Origin of the sequence: Psychrobacter sp. NG27, from assembly GCF_016106655.1 — a bacterium.
Lineage (GTDB): Bacteria > Pseudomonadota > Gammaproteobacteria > Pseudomonadales > Moraxellaceae > Psychrobacter.
The window spans coordinates 1-19,839 of the sequence record NZ_JADGIN010000006.1; the positions used below are offsets into that span (position 1 = coordinate 1).

The 19,839-nt window shown below is 45.0% G+C and carries 16 protein-coding genes; 7 read left to right on the forward strand and 9 right to left on the reverse strand.

Annotation, left to right across the window (positions count from 1 at the left end; translation table 11 throughout):
• Positions 1-422: 422 nt before the first annotated feature.
• Entirely contained in the window at positions 423-995 is a 573-nt protein-coding gene (locus tag IP485_RS10095) for a DNA glycosylase (RefSeq protein WP_413787030.1), read from the reverse strand.
• A 459-nt stretch (positions 996-1,454) separates the two neighbouring features.
• On the opposite strand from IP485_RS10095, the gene upp reads away from it, so the two are divergent.
• Both upp and IP485_RS10105 read left to right on the forward strand, forming a co-directional pair.
• Positions 1,455-2,114: a uracil phosphoribosyltransferase gene (gene upp, locus IP485_RS10100; protein ID WP_194364955.1), complete on the forward strand. Its 660-nt coding sequence runs from the start codon at positions 1,455-1,457 to the stop codon at positions 2,112-2,114.
• Positions 2,115-2,187: 73 nt separating this feature from the next.
• Positions 2,188-2,937 (forward strand): SDR family NAD(P)-dependent oxidoreductase, encoded by a 750-nt coding sequence (locus IP485_RS10105; RefSeq protein ID WP_194364956.1) that lies wholly within the window; start codon positions 2,188-2,190, stop codon positions 2,935-2,937.
• Positions 2,938-3,006: 69 nt separating this feature from the next.
• Here IP485_RS10105 and IP485_RS10110 read toward each other — a convergent pair whose 3' ends face one another.
• Complete coding sequence (locus tag IP485_RS10110) at positions 3,007-3,687, reverse strand: hypothetical protein (RefSeq protein WP_198327130.1); 681 nt, start codon at positions 3,685-3,687, stop codon at positions 3,007-3,009.
• 204 nt (positions 3,688-3,891) lie between these two features.
• Here IP485_RS10110 and IP485_RS10115 point away from each other — a divergent pair, with 204 nt between their 5' ends.
• Complete coding sequence (locus tag IP485_RS10115; RefSeq protein ID WP_198327131.1) at positions 3,892-4,863, forward strand: alpha/beta fold hydrolase; 972 nt, start codon at positions 3,892-3,894, stop codon at positions 4,861-4,863.
• An 85-nt stretch (positions 4,864-4,948) separates the two neighbouring features.
• Here the strand turns inward: IP485_RS10115 and IP485_RS10120 are convergent, their stop codons facing one another.
• Both IP485_RS10120 and tyrS read right to left on the reverse strand, forming a co-directional pair.
• Positions 4,949-5,176 (reverse strand): DUF1653 domain-containing protein, encoded by a 228-nt coding sequence (locus IP485_RS10120; protein WP_198327132.1) that lies wholly within the window; start codon positions 5,174-5,176, stop codon positions 4,949-4,951.
• Between the two features lie 99 nt (positions 5,177-5,275).
• Positions 5,276-6,487 carry a tyrosine--tRNA ligase gene (tyrS, locus tag IP485_RS10125; RefSeq protein WP_198327133.1) on the reverse strand — a complete coding sequence of 404 codons (1,212 nt, stop codon included), beginning with the start codon at positions 6,485-6,487 and terminating at the stop codon, positions 5,276-5,278.
• A gap of 143 nt (positions 6,488-6,630) precedes the next feature.
• On the opposite strand from tyrS, the gene IP485_RS10130 reads away from it, so the two are divergent.
• From IP485_RS10130 to IP485_RS10140, 3 genes are all read left to right on the forward strand, one after another.
• A complete protein-coding gene (locus tag IP485_RS10130) occupies positions 6,631-8,043 on the forward strand; it encodes an anhydro-N-acetylmuramic acid kinase (RefSeq protein ID WP_198327134.1) in 1,413 nt (470 codons plus the stop codon).
• Between the two features lie 167 nt (positions 8,044-8,210).
• Complete coding sequence (fabF, locus tag IP485_RS10135; RefSeq protein WP_198327234.1) at positions 8,211-9,530, forward strand: beta-ketoacyl-ACP synthase II; 1,320 nt, start codon at positions 8,211-8,213, stop codon at positions 9,528-9,530.
• 130 nt (positions 9,531-9,660) lie between these two features.
• On the forward strand, positions 9,661-10,473 hold the full coding sequence (locus IP485_RS10140; protein WP_198327135.1) for a hypothetical protein: 813 nt from the start codon (positions 9,661-9,663) through the stop codon (positions 10,471-10,473).
• Positions 10,474-10,584: 111 nt separating this feature from the next.
• Here the strand turns inward: IP485_RS10140 and IP485_RS10145 are convergent, their stop codons facing one another.
• From IP485_RS10145 to IP485_RS10165, 5 genes are all read right to left on the reverse strand, one after another.
• Positions 10,585-12,402 carry an aminopeptidase P family protein gene (locus IP485_RS10145; protein ID WP_198327136.1) on the reverse strand — a complete coding sequence of 606 codons (1,818 nt, stop codon included), beginning with the start codon at positions 12,400-12,402 and terminating at the stop codon, positions 10,585-10,587.
• 411 nt (positions 12,403-12,813) lie between these two features.
• Positions 12,814-14,319, reverse strand: a complete 1,506-nt coding sequence (locus IP485_RS10150; RefSeq protein ID WP_227686520.1) for a peptide MFS transporter — start codon at positions 14,317-14,319, stop codon at positions 12,814-12,816.
• Positions 14,320-14,685: 366 nt separating this feature from the next.
• Positions 14,686-15,120, reverse strand: coding sequence for a hypothetical protein (locus IP485_RS10155; protein WP_198327138.1), 435 nt, complete (start codon positions 15,118-15,120; stop codon positions 14,686-14,688).
• Positions 15,121-15,330: 210 nt separating this feature from the next.
• Positions 15,331-16,905, reverse strand: coding sequence for an apolipoprotein N-acyltransferase (gene lnt, locus IP485_RS10160; protein WP_198327139.1), 1,575 nt, complete (start codon positions 16,903-16,905; stop codon positions 15,331-15,333).
• Between the two features lie 421 nt (positions 16,906-17,326).
• Complete coding sequence (locus IP485_RS10165) at positions 17,327-18,226, reverse strand: CBS domain-containing protein (protein ID WP_198327140.1); 900 nt, start codon at positions 18,224-18,226, stop codon at positions 17,327-17,329.
• Between the two features lie 273 nt (positions 18,227-18,499).
• Between IP485_RS10165 and IP485_RS10170 the strand changes: the two genes are divergently transcribed.
• Positions 18,500-19,825 (forward strand): DUF4105 domain-containing protein, encoded by a 1,326-nt coding sequence (locus tag IP485_RS10170; RefSeq protein ID WP_198327141.1) that lies wholly within the window; start codon positions 18,500-18,502, stop codon positions 19,823-19,825.
• Positions 19,826-19,839 lie beyond the last annotated feature (14 nt).

Here is a 19,839-nt window from a genome sequence, read left to right on the forward strand (position 1 = left end):
GTATATCTCTTGCTATTCAGTCTCAAACCCTCGCGGGTCAAGCTATCTAGCGAGCCGACTATCTTATCATAATGATTGGGATTGTCAAGCTGTTTTATAAATTGTCTCAACTCGGTAATCTAAGTAATAAGTTTGTTAACTTACTGCCTAGCTTCCTTTGCTGTGGGGCGTATTATATAGAGTTCTCACCTAGTGTCAACTGCTTTAACTAAGGTTTTTGGGTTTATTTGATGTATTTCTTAATAACCAATACTTTTCAATGGGTTGGGATTAATTTATCTGTTTAGAATTTTAGACGTTGCTACTAAAACCCTTATGGCTTTCTACTTCTTTAGACAACCGCTTCTACTTTAGCAATAACATATACTTACCATCTCACTGATAGACCAATACTGCAGCACCGCTCTTTTCTATATAACGACTTATAACTTACCCATTTTTTCAAAAAACGCTTTATAAGCTGCCACTTTCTTATCCAAGGATAACGGATAAGCACGTGAGGTTGAAGGCAGTCTATATAAGGTTAAGTCGTTTACTTGCCTATCTAACAACTCTAAATCATCGCTTTGCCATTTATATGGATAGTTCATACTATCATTGGTTTTTGGGTACTTTGATTTGGCAATTGGCTCAGCTAATAATCCGAGCAGTACTTCGGTCGCTTTGCCTCCTGTGGTAAACAAGGTCTGCACTTTTGGTACTTGTAGCAAGATATTGTCTAGATCAACAGGCGTCACGACGGTTAAGTTTTTGTCAGAGGCATTGCCAGTCTCGCGGATAGCCTGCTTGACCGTTGGACAAGATGCGATACCGCGCTCAAACATAAAATCACGGATACGCTCTGGATCAAAATGCTTCTCATCCCCTACTCTAAAATAATCTGCATCGTCAAAAAACACGCGACCATATATGCGCCACATATCATTATAGAAATTGGGATAGTGGAAACTCATTGCCCATTTATCAGCAGTCGGTGGGAAGGTGCCCATCATCATAATAGTGGCATTGGGTGGTAACACAGGCTCGAAAGGATGCGTTTCAATCTCTGATGTACTGTCATCAGAGGATATTGGACTGGTTTCAAGAGGTTTTTGGGCAGGGGATTGTTGTATAGTCATGATATTCTTCATCAGAAAAGTCGTTTTTTTGGTATCATAGCAGGTCTAAACGCTACTACATTTATAATCAGTCTATATAGTCAAATATAGTCGGCTCAAAAGGTAATGCGACTTTAGATGTATTTTTAATAACTTCTGAATCGCGCCTAGTAAGCCGTACGGTACTCACTTCTATCATGTCCAAAGTGTGATAGAAGCATTTGGCTACCTTAAGCATTAACTTTACTATTGATGCGTTATATATAGGGTGGATATGCAGTAAGTGTTTGTATCTTTTTTACTAATAGCAAGCGCAGTGACTGCGCAAGCATCAGACTAGAACCCAAGAGAATACTTATGAGTGACTTAAATAGCGGTTTAAACATTACGGTAATCGATCATCCACTAGTCCGTCACAAACTCAGTCTCATGCGCGAAAAAGACTGTAGTACTTATAAATTTCGTACACTGACCAAAGAACTTGCCCGCTTGATGGCTTATGAAGCAAGCCGCGATTTTGAAATTGAAACTTTCCCTATGGAAGGCTGGTGTGGTGAAATCACTGGTGAGCAAATCATCGGTAAGACAGCAACTATCGTACCGATTTTGCGCGCAGGTATTGGCATGCTAGATGGCGTGCTCGATCTGATTCCTACTGCTAAGATTTCTGTGGTCGGTCTACAGCGTGATGAAGAAACGTTGCAGCCAGTACCGTTTTTTGAGAAATTCGTGAGCCATATGGATAAGCGCCCTGCTCTTATCATTGATCCAATGCTAGCCACAGGTGGTTCAATGGTCGCAACCATCGAGATGCTAAAGAAAAACGGCTGTACTAATATCAAAGCATTGGTATTAGTTGCTGCCCCTGAAGGCGTACGCTTGGTAAATGAAGCGCATCCTGACGTGACTATCTATACCGCTGCACTAGACAGCCACTTGGATGAGCATGGTTATATCATTCCAGGTTTGGGTGATGCTGGTGATAAGATTTTTGGTAAGCAGTTATCAAATAGATAAGTCGCATTAGGGTAAATAAAGCCGTCATCAAGATTATGGCAAAAGCAGACAACATCACTGATAAGGACACACAATGAACGTATTGATTACTGGCGCAAGTGCAGGTTTTGGTAAAGCATTAGCAGAGCGTTTGATCGCTAATGGTCATCAAGTAATCGGCTGTGCCAGACGCCTTGATAAACTGAATGCCTTGGCAGAGACCTTAGGTGAGGCTTTTTTACCCGTCGTTATGGATGTGAGTGATACAGCGTCTATTCCGCAAATTATTGCTGAATTGCCTGACGGTTTTAATCAAATCGACGTTTTGGTCAATAATGCCGGACTGGCACTCGGTACAGAGCCTGCGCAACGTAGCAATCTTGATGATTGGATGCGTATGACTGATACTAACGTTAAAGGCTTGATGGCATTGACTCATGCGGTCTTGCCAGCGATGGTCGCTCGCGATAGTGGTTATGTCATCAATGTCGGCTCGATTGCTGGTAGTTGGCCTTACTTTGGTGGTAACGTCTATGGCGCGACCAAAGCGTTTGTCAAACAGTTCAGCTTAAACTTACGAGCGGATCTGATCGGCACCCAAGTACGTGTGACCAATCTTGAACCTGGTAATGTCGCGGGCACTGAGTTTTCAAATGTGCGCTACCATGGCGATGATGACAAGGCGGCCAAGGTTTATGATGGTTTTAAAACCATGACTGGTGAGGATATCGGCGATATTTTGTTGTGGTTGATTGAGTCGCCTGCTCATATCAATGTAAATCGTCTAGAAGTGATGCCTGTTGCTCAGACTTATAATGGTTTGACCATTGCCAAGCAAGATTAATACTAACTGAATTGTTAGTTATGGTATCAATATTGGTTAGTGATATATCACTTATCAACACCGAACTTGTCAGCGTATCTCATACGATCGAAGCAATATAGAGTCCTCTATATTGCTTTTTTTTATGTCTTTGATAGTCTGCTCATGGACCAAGCGTAAATCCTGAAAATCCAAAATCAGCACTTCATTACGTAGCCGCTCTCTCGTACGTTTATTGTGACGTATCGCAAATCCTGATACTTGTTTGCCAGTGACTGTTATTTGGTTGATGAACAACTTTGGGCTATTTGTGGCCAGTTTTTGAGTCAGTTTCTGGGACATTGTCTGTGCATTGATTATTGCAGTGGCTGGATTCACAGTGGTGGTTAGTATCTTTATTTGTCGCACACTTTTGGGCATGTCTCCTGCAAAGAACAACACTTGATTGAGTGGTAAATACTGCGTATGGCGCATCAACTCTTGACGAAATATTGCAGGCATATCTGTGTTAAAACTGTCTTCTGTTTGCTGATAAAACGCAATAAAGTTACGGTGAAGATAACGCCCAAATACAGTGGTATTGATCCACTCTTGATAGACCTCATCTGCTAATAACCTCTTAGCAAAAGCACTAGCATTGGTATCTGCTGTGATGTCAGTACTAAGCGTCAACATCGATAGCAAAAGCGCCTGCGGACTGATAAATATCTGCTGCTGCCACACCTGTGGATATAGGCTGCTATCGAGTAATGGCAATGTCGAACTGCTCATGTGCATATATCCTTATCAGCTATCGTCCGTTATCATCGGTTGTCACGTGCCACTGCGACGGCTTTTACCCTGAGTCAAATTCTGTGCTATGGTCAAATGACTGCTTTAATATAGCAGTCTTTTCTTAGCGGTATAGCGAATTTTGCAACGATACATCTCGATCAATCAACCCTGATACCTTGACAACTAAAGCGACGTCACTCTATGAAAAAAGACCTTATACCCTTGCCTACTCCCTACCAGCTAAAGACCCTTACTATCCAAACAGCTGATGGGACGATGCTGCCCGTATCTGTCATTGGTAAAGGAAAACCTGTTCTGATGCTGCATGCTTTTGGTATGGATGCGCGGCAATTTTTGCCGTTTATTTTACCGCTCATTCAGGATTACTGCTTTTACTTACCGCATTTTAGAGGGTTTGGGTTGGCCAGCCATCTAACGTTACCAACGTTTGATTTTATTGAGCAATATGCAACAGACACCCAAGATGTATTTGAATACGTGAGCAAAGAAACTGGCATTGAGGCTTTTCCTGTTGCCGCAATATCGATGGGAGCATTGGTCATGTGGGCATATTTTCAGCGCTTTGGTACTCAGCGCGTGAGTCATTATCTGAACATTGATCAAGCACCGATTATTCACAATCAGCCAGACTGGCAAGGTGGCGGTGTATTTAGTGCGCGTCAAACCGAATTGTTTGCGCAATTTACACGGTTGATTGCCGACGTGGCCCCTTATATGCAAGCCGGGCAAATGGATGATTTTCGTCATCTGCCCTATCGATTGAAAGTAAATCTATTGGACATGGAGCGCTCTTTTTCTCTACTGTCTGTCAGTAGCAAACCTTCGCAATTATTGATAAAAGCCCTCAGTTATCGGGCACCACACAAAATCTCATTAATGGAACATGCTACATGGCAACATAAACTGCGTTGCCTATCTGCATATGTTGCGCTGCCCTACGATTACCGCGATGTGTTGCCAACGGTCAATATTCCGACTACCTTACTGATTGGTGGGCGCTCGCAGTTATATAGTGCAGAGTGGCAACAGCGTTTGGCGACTATGCTGCCCAATGCGCACAGCATTATCTTGCCAAAATCAGGCCATGCGGTGCCAATGGATGCACCCGTGGCCTTTTATAATGTCTTAAAGCAATTTCTAAAAAATCATTAGTTTTAGCAGACGTAAAAAAAGCGACTCCAAAAGTCGCTTTTTCTTTGTTCAATAAGTTGTTATTTCAGTTTGCAGAAAACCAAAACTAATCAGCTAAGTCTTTGATTAATTCAAATCGTGGTATTTCTTTACCGTCAACGGTGACCGTTTCAGTAAACATGGCTAATAGGCGAACCCACACGCCGTATTCACCATACAAGCAGCGGTAAACGACTAATGATTCTTCAGTCTCAGAATGCTGCGCTGTATGCAATACCTGATACAGGCTGCCTTTATAATGGCGATAGATGCCTTGAGGGATGATTTTAGTCATAGCAAATTCCTAATATTAAAAAATGGCTGCTAATTGTCGCTTCATAAAAAAGGTCGACAATGACTGCCGACCTCGCTCTTAATCATTTTTATAGATTATCTAACCAACCGTTACTTTTGCATAGGCTTTTTTGCCTGCTTGGATAACGACTGTCTGACCTGAGGTTAAGCTAAAGCCTGCATCAACCACGTCGCCATCTACTTTTACCACGCCACGTTTTACCATGTCTTTGGCCGATGAGCTGTTTTTCGCAAGCCCGGATTGGTTCAGTACCTGAGTGATAAACAGTGCATCTTGACCTTCTAGGTCTACCGTGACTTCTGGCAAGTCGATTGGCAGCTCGCCATCAGCTAACACATTACCTGCCGACTTATGCGCATTAGCAGCCGCATCAGCATCATGGAAACGCTCAATCAATTCTTCGGCTAAGATACGTTTGATTTCTTGTGGGTTACGACCTTCTTTCATCTCTGCCAATAAACCTTCGACTTCGTCCATTGGCTTAAAGCTTAAAAATTCAAAATAGCGATGAATCAGGGTGTCTGGCATAGATAGGATTTTTTGATACATGGTACCTGGCGCATCATAGATAGCGACATAGTTATTCAACGACTTAGACATTTTATTAACGCCGTCTAACCCTTCTAAAATCGGCACCGTGATACACACTTGCTGCTCTTGGCCATAACGGCCTTGCAACGTGCGACCCATTAATAAGTTAAAGGTTTGATCGGTACCACCAAGCTCGACATCGGCTTTTAACGCGATAGAATCATAGCCTTGTACCAGTGGGTAGAGGAATTCATGGATGGAAATTGGGGTTTGTGAGGCATAACGTTTAGAGAAATCATCACGCTCTAGCATACGTGAAACTGTCTGCTGACTGGCCAGCTGAATCATATCAGCGGCGCTCATGTCCTTGAACCATTCAGAGTTAAAGACCACACGAGTCTTTTCTTTGTCCAAGATTTTAAATACTTGCTCAGCATAAGTCGTGGCATTGGCCTTGATTTGCTCATCGGTCAATGGTGGACGCGTGCTGTTTTTACCAGAAGGATCGCCAATCTTGGCAGTGTAGTCGCCGATTAAAAAGTAAATCTCGTGACCCAAGTCTTGGAAATGCTTGAGCTTATTAATTAGTACTGTGTGTCCCAAATGCAGATCAGGCGCGGTAGGATCAAAGCCTGCCTTGATACGCAGTGGACGATTCAGTTTTAGCTTAGCCACTAAGTCGTCTTCAGATAGTATCTCTTGCGTACCGCGCTGGATAAGGGCCAATTGTTCTTCTAGGGTGTAGGTTTTTTCGGTCATGGTGTTCTCTATATATCGCTTTTATTGGGATTTTTATGAATGACGGTTATAAGCTCGACGTCTGATGATGTTTAGAAGCTCAAAAGGTCAGAAAAAATGATAGAATTTGACGGATATACTAGCGTTTTTTAAGGTAAATTGCCATGACCAACCCCGCATCGATTGCTGATACTGACCATAATGCCCTTGCCGACTTACTTATGAATAATGGTTTGGATAGCAGTTCAAACGATATTGATGACTTGACCTATGATAATTCGAACTACGCCACCCTGACCGATGCCCTTGAGCAAACGGTGTTTGAGAGCTTTGATGATGGCTTATATATCGGCATGATGTCAGGTACCAGTTTGGATGGTATGGATGCTGTTCTTTGTCAGTTTAATCCTGAAACGAGTAACGAAGAAAACACCCAACCGCCGATGCAACTTCTGGCGACGTACAGTCAAGATTTTCCGCCACGTCTGCGCGAGGTATTACTGGCACTGTGTCAACCCAACGGTATCCAAGCATTAACACCTGCAACGGATGGCCTAACAAATGAGCCAAACTGCGAATCAAGTAGTGAGCTAGACTGGTTCGGCTGGGCAAGCCGCAAATATGGCGAGTTTGCCAGTAGTGTGGTGAATACCCTATTGCAGCAATCAAATACTGATGCTGAGTCAGTACTAGCGATTGGCTGTCATGGACAAACCGTGCGTCATCGTCCGCAGATGGGATTCACATTGCAATTAGTCGATGCCAATATCATTGCTGAGCGTACTGGTATCAGCGTGGTCAATGATTTTCGTCGTCGTGATATGGCAGTCGGTGGTCAAGGCGCACCACTGGTACCGGCATTTCATCAAGCATTATTTGCAATACCTAACCGCACTCGTGTACTACTAAACTTGGGCGGTATCGCGAATATAACGGTCTTGCCAGCGGCAGCTGATAGCGCAGAGAATAAGTCAGAAGATAAATTGCAGAATGTCGTCGGCTACGATACCGGCCCTGCCAACTTATTATTGGATGCATGGACCTCGTTGCATACTGATCATGCTTATGACGCAGGTGGCGCTTGGGCACAGTCTGGCACTATTATTGAGCCGCTACTAACTCAATTATTAGCGCATCCCTTTTTTGCAAAACCTTATCCTAAAAGCACTGGCCGCGAAGATTTTAATTTGGCATGGTTACAAGATGAATTACAAGCTTTTGAACAAGCCAATGCTGACATCATTTATTCAGCGGTTGATGTACAAACGACGTTGACTGAGCTGACGGCTATCAGTGCCAGTACACAGATCAATATGTTTGCTCATAAGGATAGTAATAGCTCGGTCTATGTCTGCGGCGGCGGGGCATTGAATGACTATCTGATGACACGACTGCAAGCACACCTGCCCTACTGCACCGTTGAGACAACAGAAACTTTAGGACTGGCACCGACATGGGTGGAGGCAGTGGCATTTGCTTGGCTGGCCAGACAGACATTGATGGGCGAGACGGGTAACTTGCCAGCGGTTACTGGCGCGAGTAAAGGCGTGGTATTGGGGCAAGTTTGCTTTGTCTGACCAGTTAGATTTTAGTTTACATACGTCCACCTACGTGCTTTATAATACTTTTAAAACGTCATCCTCTTAGGACCCGTAAGTACAGGATATATTTTATGAGCCAACACAGTAGTTCACCGACTGACCAAGCGACCGATAACGCGACCAATCCTGCGGCCGCCGCATCCATGCACAAACCCCGTCAAAAGCCACCACATTATGACCGTTCTGATGATACACGTGTGGTGGTCACAGGTATGGGTGCCATTACACCGCTGGGTCTAGATGTCGAGAGCTCATGGTCTAAATTGCTCAATGGTGACAGTGGAATCACATCGATTTCCCACTTTGATGCGACAGGTTACCGCGCACAAATTGCAGGTGTGGTCAAAGACTTCGATGCCAAACAATATATGAATGCCAAAGACGCGCGACGCTATGATGAGTTTATTCATTATGGTATCGCAGCCTCCGCAATGGCATTAAAAAACGCCGGACTCATTGATGAAGTCAGTTCCGCAGATGCCCCTGTACAAGGCGTCGACCAAGATCGCTTTGGCATTATTTTGGGTTCAGGTATTGGTGGTATCCAAACCATCGAAAATAGCCGCGATACCCTACATGAAAAAGGCGCGAGTAGAGTCTCCCCTTTTATCATCCCAGGCTCTATCGTCAATATGGCCGCAGGACTGGTGGCCATTAAGCACACGTTAAAAGGTCCGAACCTTGCGACCTCTACGGCTTGTACCACTGCAACCCATGCCATGGGTCTTGCAGCGCGTTTGATCGCATACGGTGATGCTGATGTCATGCTAGCCGGCGGTAGTGAAAAAGGCTCTAGCCCACTTGGCATTGCAGGGTTCAGTGCTATGCATGCACTCTCGACGCGCAACGATGAACCGACCAAAGCCTCGCGTCCATTCGATAAAGGCCGTGACGGTTTTGTACTAGGTGACGGTGCTGGGATGGTGGTACTCGAAAGTCTTGCCCATGCCAAAGCACGCGGTGCAACCATATTGGCCGAGCTGGTCGGATTTGGCATGAGCGATGATGCTAGCCATATCACTGCGCCACCGGAAGACGGTAGCGGCGCGGCAAAAGCCATGCGCAATGCCCTAAATGATGCTGGGATCGAGCCATCAAGTGTCGGTTATGTCAACGCCCATGGTACTAGCACCCCTGCTGGCGATGTGGCTGAGTCAATTGCGATCGAAACAGTGTTTTCGCCAGTCAAAGACAGCATTTTGGTCAGCTCGACCAAATCGATGACTGGGCATTTACTGGGTGCAGCGGGCGGGGTTGAAGCTATCTTTACCGTACTTGCTCTACAGCATCAGCATGTGCCGCCGACGATCAATTTGGACGATGTCGAAGACAACTGTAATCTCGACTATGTGGCCAACCAATCACGTAAAGTTGATAATTTGCAGTACGCGGTGTCCAATAGCTTTGGCTTTGGCGGTACCAATGGTTCTTTGGTATTTGCGCGTTGGCCAGTTAATCCATAACAGCCACCCGTCTACATCGCAGCGCATTGTAATGAATGCGTTGTAACGTTGTTGTCAGATTTGCTACGTTTGTCCACTTGCAGCCCCTTATTATACTTGCGTATGATAAGGGGTAATTTTTGGAACATTTATGGAAGATACCATGTCAAGCTATTCATTTTCCCATCAGTTTTATCAGCGCTGGACGTGTGCGCCTGAGCCAGTACGCGCAGCCATTACTCAAGAGTTAAAGGACATCACTACTTTACTCAAATCAGACACCGCATTTGAAAGCTTTGAATTTAATACCCATGACCTAGACACTCATATAGATGAGCTGTATGACAACTATCATGCAGAGCAAGCGATTGCCACAGCCATTACGGACAAGCAAGAACAAGTCGAAGCTGAAAAACAACGATTAGAAGAAGCGCAACAGAAAGAGGCCGAAGCGGCTCAAAAAGAAAAAGAAGAGAATGAGCAGCGAGCAAGCGAAAAAAATAGTGCGAATAAAGACAGCGTCGCTACTGAGGCAGATAAAGCCAGCTCGCATAAGGGCATTGCCAATATCACAATTACTCGTAACTCTGATACAAATATCGAAAAGACAGCTTCTAATACAATAAGTAGCGAGAGTAACGTTAGCCTCAGCAGTGTTAAAAATGAAAACGCTGACAGCAAGACCATCAGCGAAAAAATCCATGTCCTCAGCGATGAGCCTATCAAAGATATCAATAATAAAGCTGGTACAGCGATTAAATTGGTATTAAAAGACACTCAGCTCGATGCAACGCATGAGCAGCTGATTCGTGAACTAGAAACACAGGTGGATGATTATTTAAGTGAGCAAATGATGCTAATGTCTGAAAACTTAAAGTCTTGGCTACGTGCCGAGGTGACCCAGCATTTTAGCGAACAGAGTAACTCACCAACTGAAGAGACAGCTCAGAAAAACATTCATTAACAGTGGTTGTTTTTCAATATTAGACGTATATTTAAAAGCAGCCGTTAAGTAGTAAGCACTAAAAAGCCCCGTCAATCATTGACGGGGCTTTTTAGTGCTATTTGTTCAGTGCTAGATAGCTTTGGTACGCTCAGTCAACCACTCAAGCGCTGCGCCTTCGACGCGATCTTTTAGCTCTGCATAGACTTGGCTATGATAGCTATTTAACCAATCGTTCTCTGTTTGATCCAACAACGATGGCTCAATCAGACGTGTATCGATTGGGCAGTAAGTGATGGTTTCAAAGTTTAAGAAACCACCAAACTCAGTCTCAATTGGCTTAGCTACTGCTGTATTGACAACCAAGTTCTCGATACGAATGCCCCATTTGCCTTCGCGGTATAGACCTGGCTCATTGCTCGAAATCATACCGACTTTCATCGCACGCTCTTTTGGCGTGCTCGCGCTATAAGCGATGACTTGCGGGCCTTCATGTACGTTTAAGAAATAACCAACGCCGTGACCTGTACCATGACCATAATCCATTTGCGCTTGCCATAATGGCGCACGGCAAATGGCATCGATTAATGGTGAGGCAATGCCATCAGGGAAATGAGCACGAGCTAGCGCAATATGCGCTTTCAACACAATAGTAAAGTCGCGCTTGTGCTCAGCGGTTATTTGTCCGATGCCAACCACGCGTGTGATATCCGTTGTGCCATTTTGGTACTGAGCACCTGAGTCAATCAGTAGCAATCCACCTTCACCCTCAGCCACATCTAGATAGCTGAAGTTTTCTGGCGTGGCGCGATAATGTGGCAACGCACCATTTTCATTAAAACCTGCGATGGTTGGGAAACTTGGCGAGACATAGTGCGGCTGACGACTACGTACATCAATCAGCATGCTATCGACATCTAGCTCACTTAGACGCTCGCCTGCTGCTAGACGCTGCTCAAACGTGGCAAAAAACTCAGCCAAAGCAGCGCCATCTTGACGCATCGCTTCACGTACATGCTCGATATCTGAGTCAGCCTTTATAGACTTAAGCAATGTACTAGGCGCCATTTGCTCAATAAAGCCCACATCATCTGCCATTTTTGAGAGCGTACCGACTGCCACTTTACTTGGATCTAGTAATAATAAATCTTCTGGCGTCAGTGCACTCAGTGCCTCTTGTACCGCATCATAGTCAGCCACGCTAAATCCGCTGTCTTTTATACTAGCTGCAATCTCTTCGCTGACTTTATCGCTGTTAATAAACAGTGTCGCCTTATCAGCGTCAATCAGCAGGTGTGATAAGAACACAGGATTATAGTCAACATCAGCACCGCGCAAGTTGGTCAACCACGCGATATCATCTAGGCTAGAGAGTAGATGATGTGTTGCGCCTGCCGCCGCCATACCTATGCGCACTGCAGCCAACTTTGAAGCAGCTGACTGGGCAAGGAATTGCTCATCATGTACATATAGTTTAGCAGCTGGTAGTGCGGGACGATCCGTCCAAACGGCTGTCAGTACATCACGCTCAGTGATCAGAGTAATGTCGTTGGCATCAAACGCATTTAATAGGCGATCTTGCTCAGCGATAGACAATACATTGCCATCGACTGCCACGCTATCCCCTTCTTGTAGATGATCGGCTAGCCAGTCGATGTGGTTTGGCTGACCTGGCGCTAGCTTTTCTAACGTAATACCCGTGCCCTCTAACTGTTCGGCAGCATGTACCCAATAACGGCTATCTGTCCACAGGCCTGCAAAGTCAGCCGTCACAACCAGCGTGCCGACAGAGCCTGTAAATCCAGATAACCACTGACGGGCTTGCCAGTATTCAGGAAGATACTCAGATAAATGCGGATCGGCAGAGGGTACGATAATCGCGGTCAAATCTTGCTCAACCAACGCGTTACGTAAGTTATCAATACGATCATGAATGATTTGTTTATTCATTAAAAGTGTCCTTATTAGAGGTAGAGCAATTAATTTTAGAGAAGTTAGATCTAGAAAATTATTACTGTGCGGCGACTATGGATAGTCGTCTTATTCGAGCGATTTAGACATTTATTATTGTCAACTATTCAAGCAAGCTGTCTAAATTTGCAGAATAGCTTCTGCTTATTGACAGTAGAAAATTAGCATTACGTGACTGAGGTCATTGAACGCAACGTTACCGTCAACACACATCGACTGCTTATGTTGACAGTCAGCTATTATTAGATGTTTGGGCAGATAGTAAGCTTTCAATGGCTTGTGCCAAATATCTCACTAAGTAAAACAATAAGACGTGCTACCGATGATGGTAACACGTCTCGTCGTACGTCACTTGTGCTGTTGTTATTCACAAATGTACACCAGCCTCTCTTACGACTTGGCCAATTGTTTTTCGCGCTCGCTGTCTTTGAGCATTTTGTTGATGGGTTTTGCCAGTATCAATAATAATACGGCGGTCACCACCAAGAATATGGTCATGGTGGTAAACAGACCTGGTAACCCTTCGATTTTGTCGGCAGATACATGACCACCGAAGAAGGCGGCAACCAAGTTACCCATAGCGATAGAGGCAAAGAAAAGCCCCATCATTTGGCCTTGCATACCCTCTGGTGCAAGCTTGGTCATAGCAGATAAACCGACTGGACTTAAGGCTAACTCACCTAGTGTCAATAATAACAAACTACCCACCAACCATAGTGGCGATGCCAAGCCAGCACCAGGCGCTAAGATGCTTTTTGAGGCAAAAATCATCAATGCAAAACCTGCAGCAGCCAGTAGCATACCCAGTGCAAACTTTGCCATACTGCTCGGCTCAAGTCCTCGGTTACCAAGCTTGACCCAAACGATACTAATGATAGGCGCTAACATCAAAATGAATAAAGGGTTCAATGACTGAAACCAAATACTTGGTACATCAAAGCCTAAAACATTGAGATCAGTATAACGATCGGCAAACAAGTTAAAAGACGTTGGTTGCTGCTCAAAACTTGACCAGAACAGCGTCGAGCCAATGATTAAGATAAAGCAAATCAACAGGCGCAATTTATCGGTCTTATCGAGGCGCGGTGAAATAAACATCACGGCAAAATATAGTATAACCACAGCGGCAATCAGATATGTCATATACTCTGCAACCATCTCAGGTGCAAATGGCACAATGCCTGTCGCTACTAAAATGACTATAGCGACTAAAGTAGCAACAAATGCCATGACCCATCGACCGATGTTTTTGTAGCGATCGTTGGCATTTTCCCAATCCGCGACGATGCCCTTAGCACGCGCATATTTTGTCAAATTCTTTTGTGCCACAAAGCGATAGATGAGTAACGACACTAGCATGCCCAAGCCGCCAACACCAAAGCCCACGTGCCACATGCCTTTTTCTTTAAAAATACCCACGATCAGTGCTGCCAATAGCGCGCCGATATTGATACCCATATAGAACAAGGTGAAGCCACCATCGCGGCGAGAGTCGCCTTTGGGATACAACGCACCGACCATCACTGAGATACAGGTTTTGAATAATCCTGAACCCAAGACAATACAGATCAAACCAACAAAGAATAGGGTCATACCGAACATAGCAGAGAGCGCGATACATAAGTGACCAAGCGCAATGATTATACTGCCCCACCACAGTGCACGCTCTTGACCTAGCCAATTATCAGCCAGCCAGCCCCCTGGTACTGCTGCTAAATACAACGAACCAGCAAAGATACCATAGATAGCAGATGCCGTGACTTCATCAAACCCAAAACCGCCACTGCTTACTGTCGCCACCATAAATAGCACCAATAGCGGGCGGATACTATAATAAGAAAATCGCTCCCACATCTCGGTGAAAAATAAAGAGCGTAATGGCGCAGGATGTCCCATAAAGCCATTGTCTAGTGCTTGCAGATCAGCTGCACTAGCTTCTGATTTTGATTGTGTACTCACAGCTTTATTCCTTTAAAGATTATTTTGGTAATGACCAAACCCTCATTTATTCAGACGGGCGGTCATATAGGCGGAACATTGTTTCACTTGGATATAATCAAGTAAAGAAAAAATTGGTCAAAAATTACACAAATACCCACAAAAAAGCCCATTCTCAAAAGTTGAGAATGGGCTTTTCTTTTTCGTCTCAGCAGCACTACTGCTTTACTTATAGCACTGTTAATAAAGACTTTATAATGCTACTAACTAAGTAGTAGAACACCATTGTATGACTGTCTAAATAACCATCATCTAAATGATAGATTACTGTGCGGCAGCTGTGTCATCAGCAGCAGTGCCAGCATCTAAATCACCATCTGCTTGCTCAGCGGTCAAGTCAGCATCAGCAACGGCCGCTTGGCTCACTGTACCAGAAGCGGTCGCTGTGCCGGCTTCTGCAGTAACGACTGCACTGTCCGCATCTGCCGCTGGTGTGACAGTTGCATCAGCAGCTGTATCAGGTGCAGCAGCATCTGTCTCTGCCACTTCTGCATCAGCTGGAGCAGTTTCTGCTGCTGCGACTGCTGCTTCATCAGCAGCGGCTAATTCTTCGGGAGTCTGAACCACAATATGCTGTCCTGCTGGACGTAAAAATGCAGAAACACCAATAAGTAAGACAATACCTAAGAACAAGGCAATGCCACCTAAAGTGAACAACAGCTCTTTTTTTGGATTATTATTGACGATACCTTCTGACATACCTTATCCACCTTGCGCAAAATATTTGAAATATCGAACTATTATATCGTAATTTGTACTGATTTGTGAAAACCCTTAAGTATTTAAAGGGTTTATTATCGACAAACTTTGCCAACTACTTTTAGTATGGATGGCGGTAATTTTTAAAATCACCTCGCTATCATAGGCTATCTGCATTGACTGGCTCTGTGTATCTGCAGAATATTCGTATTATTTGCCACTGCGTACCAGAGGGGTTGGACGCTTACCCAGATAACTTAATACCAGCAGCAGCGCCATAATAAATAGGATAGGGTAATTACCAAAGCGCATGAATGGCGTGTTGCCGACGCGTGCCTGTATATTACCGCGCAATACCGTACGCTCGAACTGCGGCGCACGCGCTACGATACGACCTTTATGGTCAATGATAGCCGTCACACCCGTATTGGTCGCACGCATAAACCAGCGACCATTCTCTAACGCGCGCATCTGTACCATTTGCAAGTGTTGTAATGGGCCTGCTGAGGTGCCAAACCAAGCATCGTTTGAGATAGTCAATAAAAAGTCCGTCCCTATCGCATTTTTGCGCGTGGTGTCCGGATAGGCGACCTCATAACAAATAGCGGCGCCCAAATTGTGTCCGCGGACATGCAGTGGTGACTGCTGATCACTGCCGCGACTATAGCTCATGATGTCTTGGCTACCTGCTAGGTTAGGCAAAATATCGAGCATGCCCTCAAACGGGATGTACTCGCCAAAGGGTACCAGACGCTGCTTTTTATACAAGCCATCCGCCTGTGCACCTAGTGCCACCACACTATTATAAAATGGTGCGTACTTATCCGTACTGGCATCAAACGCCGCCTCGTCTTTATAGGGAATACCTGTCACCCATGTCGTGTCAGTTTCTTTAGCCATTTTTACCATTTCATTGATAAAGCCGACCGCTTCTGTCTGAAACATAGGGATCGATGACTCAGGCCACAGCACAATATCGCGCCCCCACTCAGTACGGGTTAGCGTGGCATAAATTTTCAAAGTTTCTATCTGATATTCAGTGAGCCACTTTAGATCTTGTGGAATATTACCTTGAATCAGAGACACCGACAGATCAGGCGTGCCTTTTGGCTTAGTCCATTGCGGATTGATCAGCCACAATGTGCTACTAATAACGAGAAAGGCCATTGCTGGAATCATATAACCGCCGCGACGACGCAGTAGCTCGACCACGCTTGCTGCTAATAATACTGCCACAAAAGAAACCGCAAAAACGCCCGCCACTGGTGCCAATGATGACAGCCAATACTGCTCAGTAAAGGCATAACCGACGAATAACCAAGGAAAACCCGTGAATAGCCACGTTTTCATCCACTCTTGGAGTATCCATAGCGCAGCAAAAGACAACGGCTGACGGCCAACCATGCGATTAAAAATCAAAGCCAAAAGCCCATGGAACAAACCCATGCCAAGGCCCATCAACGCAATCATAAGCAGCGCCAGCCATACAGACGTATCGCCATAGACATGGATGGAGGTATACAACCAAAACGCACCAACGCACCAAAGCCCTGTACCATAAGCCTGTCCGATGATAAAAGCGCGCCGACCTGTCATATCAGGCATCAACAACGCGTATAAAATAGCAGGAGATATCAGGGCAACGGGCCAAAACCCATAGGGCGCGAGTGCCCATATAAAGGCAGCTCCTGCCAGTAACGCAATCAGCACCGTCAATCCCATGGGCAAACCCTTAGGCTTTTCGGGGTTCAGACGTTTTTGTAAATCCACAGTAGACAGACGCATAGCAATAATCCAAAACGATATTTTTTAAAATTTCATAGGTTTATAGTTTTATATGTTCACGGATTCGCATTGAGGCAACACTCAAACAAACCTGACTGCATCACGCTGTATGCAGCACCGCAAACAAAACCCACCCATGATACCAGTCAAAGCTTATCAGTGGGTAAATTTGCGTTGCCCAAACCTCATACAAAATAGCAGACAGCAAAACGCAAAAAACACGATTTATTATCGTGTTTTTTATAAAGCTTACGGATAGGTTTTCTTAATATAGTCAAAGAAATTTAAAATTGCTACAAGGCAGTCGACTGCAGATTGTAAAAGTAGTACATCTAAGAAGACTAACACCGTAGCAGTTTGATAGTTCTCTGACTATACAGCCGTTTATTGATCAAAAGACATGTGAATTGCTATAAACAAATCAATGACTGCCTATCAATACCTGTTTATCAGCATTGGTCTTGGTCAGCTCTAGGTTTTGGATGAATCGACCTTCGACATCAGTGATAGTGATCTGCCAGTCGTCTATCAAGACGCTCTCGCCTTCTAGATCGCCTACGTAGCCGAGCGCTTGCATGACTAAGCCGCCCATCGTATCGACATCGGTGTCATCGAAACGACTGCCAAGCTCGTCATTACAGTCTTCAATCACGGTAGAGGCTTGAACACGCCATGTATTGGGCTTATCAGGATCTGCAACGATATTATTGATGTCACTGTCTTCATCAAAATCATCATGCTCATCGACAATATCACCGACGATTTCCTCTAACAAATCTTCCATGGTGACCACGCCGCCGAAATTACCAAATTCATCAACGACGATTGCCATATGCACTTGCGTCCGCTGTAATGAACGCAGCAAGGTATCAGAGCGTGCAGTCTCACTGATATAGAGTGGCTGACGCACCAAGTCTTTTAGACGTTGACTGTCGATTCTGTCTTCTTGGTTACGCACCATATGAACCAAGATAGGGATCAGGTCTTTGGCCAATAATATGCCAATAACGGCATCATCATCTTGACTGTCAAAAACAGGGTAGCGTGAGTGCGTGGTCTCAAGAATGATGTCCATCACTTCAGCAAGGCTGGTACTTTCATGGATACCAATCACTTGCGGGCGTGGCGTCATGATTTCGCGCACTTGGGTTGCTGGTAGATCGAGTACGCCTTCTAGCATATCAACCGTATCAGGCTCTAGGAACTGGCGCGAGTCTTGTACCAGACGAATCAATTCGTCACGGGTTTCGGGAGCGGTCGATAGCCAGCGTTTTAAGCCGCGCATCGACCAACTACTCGGGCTGGGAGTGTCGTCAGACATGTGGTGTGATTTAACCTCTTTAGTGAATGGCAATTAAAATAACGTTTAAACAAACGACTGGCATATAGATGGGGATAAACATACCAAATAAAACAGGAAAAACCTCATTCAGGGACTGTCACATAGTCAATAAGCAATCAACAAGCCAGTATAAATTAGCTTCACTTTATCGCAAGGCTCCCCGACATTCAACGATAAATTCACTCAAATTGTATTGTCAGTGTGTTATAAACTTTGCTATGGTCAAAGCCTTTATTTATCAAAACAAATCTTATGTCGCTACGTTCTCTGTTTTCTCGCTTACTATCGTCGCGCTCACGCAGCCGTCTTGAACACAGCCGTGTCCCAAATAGCAGTCTACCAAGCCATGACGTAGAGAACACAACATCAGATAGCAAACAGCCAGAACCCACGTGGCGACATCATCTTTTGCAACTCTTTATCGCCGTCACGCTAGTGCTATCAGCAATATGGTTGCTGTTGGCCATTTGGTACCAGTATGGCATACGTTCGGCGGTAACTTGGCTGGCCACCATCGCAATTATTGGGATATTGGCGGCGCTGGTGAGTACGCGGTGTTGGAACGCGCTCAAAAAAATACTGCTTACTCAATCGACATCTAACAAACAGATTGCTCATAAAGAGGTAGCAACCAAACGGCTCATTGGCTTATATGCAGCTATTTGGCTGTTGGGTGTGGGGTCGTTCTTTTCTATCGAACCCAAACAACAGCGTGATTGGATGCCTGAGGTCGATCAGCGAGTCTCTTATGAACGCGATGCGACCAACCCTGATTTGATTACCTTGACCAATGTCCGTGATTTTGATTGGCAGACCGACGAGGAGGCAACTGAGCACTGGAATACGCGTACGATTGATTTGTCCAAACTTTCAGGCATCGATGTGACCAATTCTTATTGGATGGGGCCATTGATTGCTCATACGTTGGTCAGTTTTCGATTTGAAGATGACAGACCACTTGCCTTCTCATTTGAGATTCGTAAAGAAAATGGCGAATCGTTCTCAGCGCTTGCTGGATTCTTTAGACGTTATGAGCTGAGCCTGATTGCCGCAGAAGAGCGCGATATTATTTATACTCGTAGCAACGCGCGCGGCGAGCAAGTTTATCTCTTCCCAATCAGTAATTTACAGCAGAATGAAGTACGGACGTTGTTTGAATCTTACCTGACTGCAGCCGATGATCTAAATGAAAAACCTGCTTGGTACAATACATTGACGAGCAACTGTACCAATATCATCTTTTATATGGCACGTATCGTCAGTGGCGATCGGTTGCCCTGGGATTATCGGATCTGGGTCTCTGGTTGGTTACCAAACTATCTATACGATGTCGGCATGTTGGATGCCGCGCCCGAAAAAGACCATCAGCCTTGGTCGATGGATACATGGTACGAGCGCACTCATATCAATCCAAAATCCAAAGGTTTCGACAATCAAGCGCATCAATCTGCCACTCTCAATAGCCGTGAATTCTCGCAGCAGATTCGTCAAGGCATTCCGATACCGCTATTGGCTGACTCTCAAGATAGCGCGGAAGCTAATGCTAATGCTAAGTCTATGGCTCATGCCTCTGACTAAGCATCATTTGGCAT

Bases quoted from the DNA above. Each gene is read 5' to 3' on its own strand.
- IP485_RS10150 (WP_227686520.1), bottom strand. From the start codon at position 14,319: ATGGGACATCCTGCGCCATTACGCTCTTTATTTTTCACCGAGATGTGG.
- IP485_RS10120 (WP_198327132.1), bottom strand. From the start codon at position 5,176: ATGACTAAAATCATCCCTCAAGGCATCTATCGCCATTATAAAGGCAGC.
- IP485_RS10115 (WP_198327131.1), top strand. From the start codon at position 3,892: ATGAAAAAAGACCTTATACCCTTGCCTACTCCCTACCAGCTAAAGACC.
- IP485_RS10155 (WP_198327138.1), bottom strand. From the start codon at position 15,120: ATGTCAGAAGGTATCGTCAATAATAATCCAAAAAAAGAGCTGTTGTTC.
- fabF (WP_198327234.1), top strand. From the start codon at position 8,211: ATGCACAAACCCCGTCAAAAGCCACCACATTATGACCGTTCTGATGAT.
- IP485_RS10140 (WP_198327135.1), top strand. From the start codon at position 9,661: ATGGAAGATACCATGTCAAGCTATTCATTTTCCCATCAGTTTTATCAG.
- IP485_RS10110 (WP_198327130.1), bottom strand. From the start codon at position 3,687: ATGAGCAGTTCGACATTGCCATTACTCGATAGCAGCCTATATCCACAG.
- lnt (WP_198327139.1), bottom strand. From the start codon at position 16,905: ATGCGTCTGTCTACTGTGGATTTACAAAAACGTCTGAACCCCGAAAAG.
- IP485_RS10130 (WP_198327134.1), top strand. From the start codon at position 6,631: ATGACCAACCCCGCATCGATTGCTGATACTGACCATAATGCCCTTGCC.
- upp (WP_194364955.1), top strand. From the start codon at position 1,455: ATGAGTGACTTAAATAGCGGTTTAAACATTACGGTAATCGATCATCCA.
- IP485_RS10095 (WP_413787030.1), bottom strand. From the start codon at position 995: ATGATGATGGGCACCTTCCCACCGACTGCTGATAAATGGGCAATGAGT.
- tyrS (WP_198327133.1), bottom strand. From the start codon at position 6,487: ATGACCGAAAAAACCTACACCCTAGAAGAACAATTGGCCCTTATCCAG.
- IP485_RS10170 (WP_198327141.1), top strand. From the start codon at position 18,500: ATGTCGCTACGTTCTCTGTTTTCTCGCTTACTATCGTCGCGCTCACGC.
- IP485_RS10145 (WP_198327136.1), bottom strand. From the start codon at position 12,402: ATGAATAAACAAATCATTCATGATCGTATTGATAACTTACGTAACGCG.
- IP485_RS10105 (WP_194364956.1), top strand. From the start codon at position 2,188: ATGAACGTATTGATTACTGGCGCAAGTGCAGGTTTTGGTAAAGCATTA.
- IP485_RS10165 (WP_198327140.1), bottom strand. From the start codon at position 18,226: ATGTCTGACGACACTCCCAGCCCGAGTAGTTGGTCGATGCGCGGCTTA.